Annotated in this window: 7 protein-coding genes; 1 reads left to right on the top strand and 6 read right to left on the bottom strand. The window is 65.4% G+C overall.

The annotated features are described in order from the left end of the window. From ACXJL8_RS32340 to argH, 3 genes are all read right to left on the bottom strand, one after another. A partial coding sequence (locus ACXJL8_RS32340) for a diaminopimelate decarboxylase family protein (RefSeq protein ID WP_456686245.1) occupies window positions 1-629 on the bottom strand: 629 nt, incomplete at its 3' end. Between the two features lie 23 nt (window positions 630-652). Beyond that, window positions 653-943, bottom strand: coding sequence for an LPS translocon maturation chaperone LptM (lptM, locus tag ACXJL8_RS32335; RefSeq protein ID WP_456617309.1), 291 nt, complete (start codon window positions 941-943; stop codon window positions 653-655). Window positions 944-1036: 93 nt separating this feature from the next. Beyond that, window positions 1037-2434, bottom strand: a complete 1398-nt coding sequence (gene argH, locus ACXJL8_RS32330; RefSeq protein ID WP_456617308.1) for an argininosuccinate lyase — start codon at window positions 2432-2434, stop codon at window positions 1037-1039. A gap of 136 nt (window positions 2435-2570) precedes the next feature. Between argH and tlpA the strand changes: the two genes are divergently transcribed. After that, window positions 2571-3236: a thiol:disulfide interchange protein TlpA gene (gene tlpA / locus ACXJL8_RS32325; protein WP_456686244.1), complete on the top strand. Its 666-nt coding sequence runs from the start codon at window positions 2571-2573 to the stop codon at window positions 3234-3236. Here tlpA and ACXJL8_RS32320 read toward each other — a convergent pair. The 3 genes from ACXJL8_RS32320 to ACXJL8_RS32310 form a co-directional block, all read right to left on the bottom strand. Further along, a complete protein-coding gene (locus ACXJL8_RS32320; RefSeq protein ID WP_129271133.1) occupies window positions 3233-3427 on the bottom strand; it encodes a hypothetical protein in 195 nt (64 codons plus the stop codon). The genes tlpA and ACXJL8_RS32320 overlap by 4 nt on opposite strands. Before the next feature lie 202 nt (window positions 3428-3629). Then, window positions 3630-4511, bottom strand: a complete 882-nt coding sequence (locus ACXJL8_RS32315; RefSeq protein ID WP_456617306.1) for a 3-hydroxybutyryl-CoA dehydrogenase — start codon at window positions 4509-4511, stop codon at window positions 3630-3632. Between the two features lie 192 nt (window positions 4512-4703). Then, the coding region (locus ACXJL8_RS32310) for an electron transfer flavoprotein subunit alpha/FixB family protein (RefSeq protein WP_456686243.1) at window positions 4704-5588 on the bottom strand (885 nt) is incomplete at its 5' end.

Here is a 5588-nt window from a genome sequence, read left to right as displayed (position 1 = left end):
ATCTTGGAGAGGTCGGTGATCTGGCTGCCGATATGCACGTCGGTGCCGGTCACCTCGATGCCCGGCAATCTCGCGGCCCGCGCATAGACCTCGCGGGCATGCGCAATCGGGATGCCGAACTTGTTCTCGGACTTGCCGGTGGAGATCTTCGCATGCGTGCCGGCATCGACGTCCGGATTGACGCGCACCGAGATGCGCGCGGTCTTGCCCGTTTCGGTCGCAAGCCGCGACAGCAGCTCCAGCTCCGGCTCGGATTCGACGTTGATGCAGAGGATGTCGGCAGCCAGGGCGGCGCGCAGCTCGGCTTCGGTCTTGCCGACGCCGGAGAACAGGATTTTTGCGGCCGGGATGCCGGCGGCCAGCGCCCGCTTCAATTCGCCGCCCGAGACCACGTCGGCGCCGGCGCCCAGCCTGGCCAGCGTGCGCAGCACCGACTGGTTCGAGTTGGCCTTCATGGCGTAGCAGACCAGCACCTTGTCGCCGGCAAACGCATCAGTGAAGACGCGGTAGTGGCGCTCCAGCGTTGCGGTCGAATAGCAATAGAACGGCGTGCCGACGGTCGCGGCCAGCTCGGACAGGTTCACCGCCTCGGCGTGCAGAACGCCGTTGCGATAGTCGAAATGGTTCATGGCGTTGGCTCAGTTGGCCCGGCCTATCGGCCGGGCTTGTCGTCCAGAAGCGGGTCGAGAATAAACGATTTCTTCCTGCCCTTGGCCGCCGCGGGCGCGGCGTCCTCACCGTAGGTGGGGTTGAACACGCTCGGCGTTCTCCGGGCTTCGATCTCGGTGTCGGTCGGCCCCGCCACATTGGCGGTGGACGCGCTGGAGGCGGTCGGCGGCAGGTCGAGCGGGCCTTTGCGGCCGCAGCCGGCAAGCGCGAGCGCGCTCAGGCTCAAGACAATGATGGCCCACCCCGAGCCGGCCGGGCGAAACTTTGACGTCACGACGAAATCCCCACTACGCGGGGCGCACCATACAGAGATTGGCGCGCTCTGGCGAGAGCCGGATGACCATGAAAAACAAGCGAAATTTCGTCCTCAGCCCAATTTTCGCTCTTTTTCCAACCGCTTCAGCCAGGCCTTGGCCTGCGACGCCACGTTCTTCGGCGCGGTGCCGCCAAAGCTGGTACGGCTCTTCACCGACGATTCGACCGAGAGCACGCCGAGCACGTCCTTGGTGATCCTGGGCTCGATCGCCTGCATCTCCTTCAGCGGCAGCTCGTGCAGCGCCGCGCCGCTCTCGGCGGCCTTGGCCACGATACGGCCGGTGACGTGATGGGCGTCGCGGAACGGCATCTTCAGCGTCCGCACCAGCCAGTCGGCGAGATCGGTCGCGGTGGCATAGCCCTCGCCGGCAGCAAGCCTCATCTTCGCTTCATCCGGCACGAGGTCGCGGACCATGCCGGTCATGGCGCGGATCGCGAGCGACAGCGCGGCGAAGCCTTCCATGGCGCCCTGCTTGTCCTCCTGCATGTCCTTTTGATAGGCGAGCGGCAGGCCCTTCATCACGATCAGGAGACCGTTGAGCGCACCGATGACGCGGCCGGTCTTGGCGCGCACCAGCTCGGCGGCGTCGGGATTGCGCTTCTGCGGCATGATCGAGGAGCCGGTGGTGAACTTGTCGCTGAGCCGGATGAGGCCGACCAGCGGCGAGGTCCAGATCACGATCTCCTCGGCGAAGCGCGACATGTGCACGGCGCAGATCGAGGCCGCCGACAAGGTCTCCAGCACGAAGTCGCGGTCGGAGACTGCGTCGAGCGAATTCGCCATCGGACGATCGAAGCCGAGCGCCTTCGCGGTGGCGTGGCGGTCGATCGGGAACGAGGTGCCGGCGAGCGCGGCGGCGCCGAGCGGCGATTCGTTCAGCCGCTTGCGCGCATCCTGGAAGCGGCCGCGGTCGCGCGCGGCCATCTCGACATAGGCGAGCAGATGGTGGCCGAAGGTGACGGGCTGCGCGGTCTGGAGATGCGTGAAGCCGGGCATGACCGTTCCGGCGTGCTCCAGCGCGCGTTCCACCAGCGCAGCCTGGAACGCGGCAAGCGCGGCGTCGGTCTCGTCGAGCACGTCGCGGACGTACAGACGGAAATCGGTCGCGACCTGGTCGTTGCGCGAGCGCGCGGTGTGCAGGCGGCCGGCGGCAGGGCCGATCAGCTCCGACAGGCGGCTCTCGACATTCATGTGAATGTCCTCGAGCGCGCGCTTGAACGTGAAGCCGCCGTTGCCGATCTCTGACAAAATCGTGTCTAGACCCTTGCCGATATTTTTCGCATCAGAAGCCGTGATGATGCCCTGTGCGGCGAGCATCGCGGCGTGGGCCTTGGACGCGGCAATGTCCTGGGCAAAGAGGTGACGATCGACGTCGATGGAGACGTTGATCTCTTCCATGATCTCATCGGGACGTTCCGAGAACCGGCCGCCCCACATCTTGTTGCTCATGATCCCCTGCTCACGCCTTGCCTGTCGCTGTGCGGCCTCGTTGTCGCTGCGCGGCCCTGGCCGCACGTTTGCTGACCGCTGCCAGCCGTATTAAGAGGCCCCTGATAGCCATATCTGCGACCGGATGACAAACGATATGCTCGACCCAAMGCCTTCCGCCACGCGCCGGATCCCCATCGTCATCGCCACCGTGGCGATCGGAGGGCTGGCCGGCTTCGCCGCGCTGTACGGGCTCGGCCTGAGCCGGGCGCCTGCCGGCGATCCGGCCTGCCGGGCGGCGGTGACGACGGCCTCGAAGATCGCGCCGCTCGCCCATGGCGAGCTGGCGGCGCTGACCATGGCGACCGCACCGCTGAAGCTGCCCGACCTCGCCTTCAACGACGCCGACGGCAAGCCCAGGAAACTGTCCGATTTCCGCGGCAAGACCCTGCTGGTGAACCTGTGGGCGACCTGGTGCGTGCCCTGCCGCAAGGAGATGCCGGCCCTGGAGGCGCTTCAGGCCAAGCTTTCAGGACCGAATTTCGAGGTGGTCGCGATCAATATCGACACCCGGGATGCCGAGAAGCCCAAAAACTTCCTGAAAGAGGCCAATCTGACCCGGCTCGGTTACTTCAATGACCAGAATGCCAAGGTCTTTCAGGATCTTAAGGCCATAGGCCGGGCCTTGGGCATGCCGACCTCGGTGCTGGTCGACCCCCAGGGCTGCGAGATCGCGACCATTGCGGGACCGGCGGAATGGGCGAGCGACGACGCGCTCAAGCTGATCCGCGCGGCAGTGAATCCGGCCGCGGCCGCTCTTTAAGCCGAAATATTGAGGTTGCCGCCGACGCCAGCGCCGACATTGGCAAGCGAGGGCTGACCGGCGCCGAGCAGCGTCAGGACGGTGGATTTCTCCGCATCCGCGTTCTGCTTCATCAGCGTCGCCGAGATATTCGACTGCAGCGCGCCTTGCTGAGCGGCCAGCATGGTGCTGACCATCGCCATCATGTCCATTACGCAAACCCTCTTACCGGGCGCAGCCTAGGGGCGAGCGGTTAACGCGACATGAATTGTCACAGAGCTGTAGGGTGGGTTAGCACGACCGTAGGGTGGGCAAAGCGGAGCGTGCCCACCAATCAGCATCGCGATTGCGGAGGTGTGGTGGGCACAGCGCTTTGCGCCTTTGCCCACCCTACGGCACCAACACCCTACGACGTCATCGCGTCGGCACCGGCTTGGCGCCGCGGTAGTCGTAGAAACCGCGCTGGGTCTTGCGGCCGAGCCAGCCGGCCTCGACATATTTCACCAGCAGCGGGCACGGGCGGTATTTGGAGTCGGCGAGACCCTCATGCAGCACCTGCATGATGGAGAGACAGGTATCGAGGCCGATGAAATCGGCGAGCTCCAGCGGGCCCATCGGGTGATGCGCCCCGAGCTTCATCGCCGCATCGATCGCCTCGACGTTGCCGACGCCTTCATACAGCGTGTAGATCGCCTCGTTGATCATCGGCAGCAGGATGCGGTTGACGATGAAGGCCGGGAAATCCTCGGAAACTGCGACCTGCTTGCCGAGCTTGGCGACGAACTCCTTGGACGCATCGAAGGTCGAATCGTCGGTGGCGATGCCGCGGATCAACTCGACCAGCTCCATCAGCGGCACCGGATTCATGAAGTGAATGCCGATGAAGCGCTCGGGCCGGTCGGTGGCGGCGGCAAGCCGCGTGATCGAGATCGATGAGGTGTCGGAGGCGACGATGGCTTCCGGCTTCAGCACCGCGCAGAGCTCGTGGAAGATCTTGCGCTTGACCTCTTCCTTCTCGACCGCGGTCTCGATCACGAGATCGCAGTCGGCGAGGTCGTCGAGCTTTTCGGCAAGCTTGATGCGCGCAATCGCCTTGGCCTTGTCGTCTTCGCTGACGGCCTTCTTGGAGACCTGGCGCGCCAGATTGCCGTTGATGGTGGCCATGCCCGACTTGAGGCGGTCGGCCGAGATGTCGTTGAGCACCACGTCGAAGCCGGCCAGCGCCGCGACATGCGCAATGCCACTGCCCATCTGCCCCGCGCCGATCACGCCGACCTTCTTGATCACTGCCGCCATAATGTCATCCACCGGAACGGCGCGCACCCGGCGCGCCTGCCTATCCCCATGAGCCGGGGATCCGATTTAATCAGAACCCGGGCTCGAAACCTAGATTGGATCGCGTCCCAGGCGTGCCCCACGCCAAAGAAAACGCCTCGGAAAAGCAACACCGGCCGGAGTTTACACCTCCGGCCGGTGTTTTATCGCGTTTTACTTGCCGAGCTTGGCGAGTTCGGCCGTCAGCTCAGGAACCGCCTGGTAGAGGTCGGCGACCAGGCCGTAATCGGCAACCTGGAAGATCGGCGCGTCCTCGTCCTTGTTGATCGCGACGATCACCTTGGAGTCCTTCATRCCGGCCAGATGCTGGATCGCGCCGGAAATGCCGACCGCGACATAGAGCTCGGGGGCCACCACCTTGCCGGTCTGGCCGACTTGCCAGTCGTTCGGCGCATAGCCGGCGTCGACCGCGGCACGCGAGGCACCGACACCGGCGCCGAGCTTGTCGGCGAGCGGCTCGATGTATTTTGCGAAGTTTTCCCGGCTCTGCATGGCGCGGCCACCGGAGACGATGATCTTGGCCGAGGTCAGCTCGGGACGGTCGCTCTTGGCGACTTCCTCGCCGACGAAGGACGACAGGCCCGGATCGGCCGCCGCAGCCACGCTCTCGACGGATGCGCTGCCGCCTTCCCCCGCCGCGGCGAAGGTGGAGGTACGCACCGTGATGACCTTCTTGGCATCCTTCGACTTCACGGTCTGGATGGCGTTGCCGGCATAGATCGGACGCTCATAGGTGTCGGGCGCGACAACCTTGGTGATCTCCGAAACCTGCATGACGTCGAGCAGCGCCGCGACGCGCGGCATCACGTTCTTGAAGCGCGAGGTCGCGGGGGCGACGATGGCGTCATAGGACGGGGCCAGCGAGACGATCAGCGCGGCCAGCGGCTCGGCGAGGTCGTGCGCGTAAAGCGCGCCGTCCGCGAGCAGCACTTTCTTCACGCCTGCGAGCTTGGCGGCGGCGTCCGCGGCGGCCTTGGCGTTCTCGCCGGCGACCAGCACCTCGACGTCCGCGCCGAGCGCGGCAGCCGCGGTCAGCGC

This window comes from Bradyrhizobium sp. P5_C11_2, from assembly GCF_054049755.1.
Note: the sequence above shows the minus strand (reverse complement) of the source record. Positions and strands in the feature narration are given on the sequence as shown.

Excerpts from the sequence above, each read along its gene's own strand:
- ACXJL8_RS32315 (WP_456617306.1), bottom strand. The coding sequence starts at position 4,511 with ATGGCGGCAGTGATCAAGAAGGTCGGCGTGATCGGCGCGGGGCAGATG.
- argH (WP_456617308.1), bottom strand. The coding sequence starts at position 2,434 with ATGAGCAACAAGATGTGGGGCGGCCGGTTCTCGGAACGTCCCGATGAG.
- ACXJL8_RS32320 (WP_129271133.1), bottom strand. The coding sequence starts at position 3,427 with ATGGACATGATGGCGATGGTCAGCACCATGCTGGCCGCTCAGCAAGGC.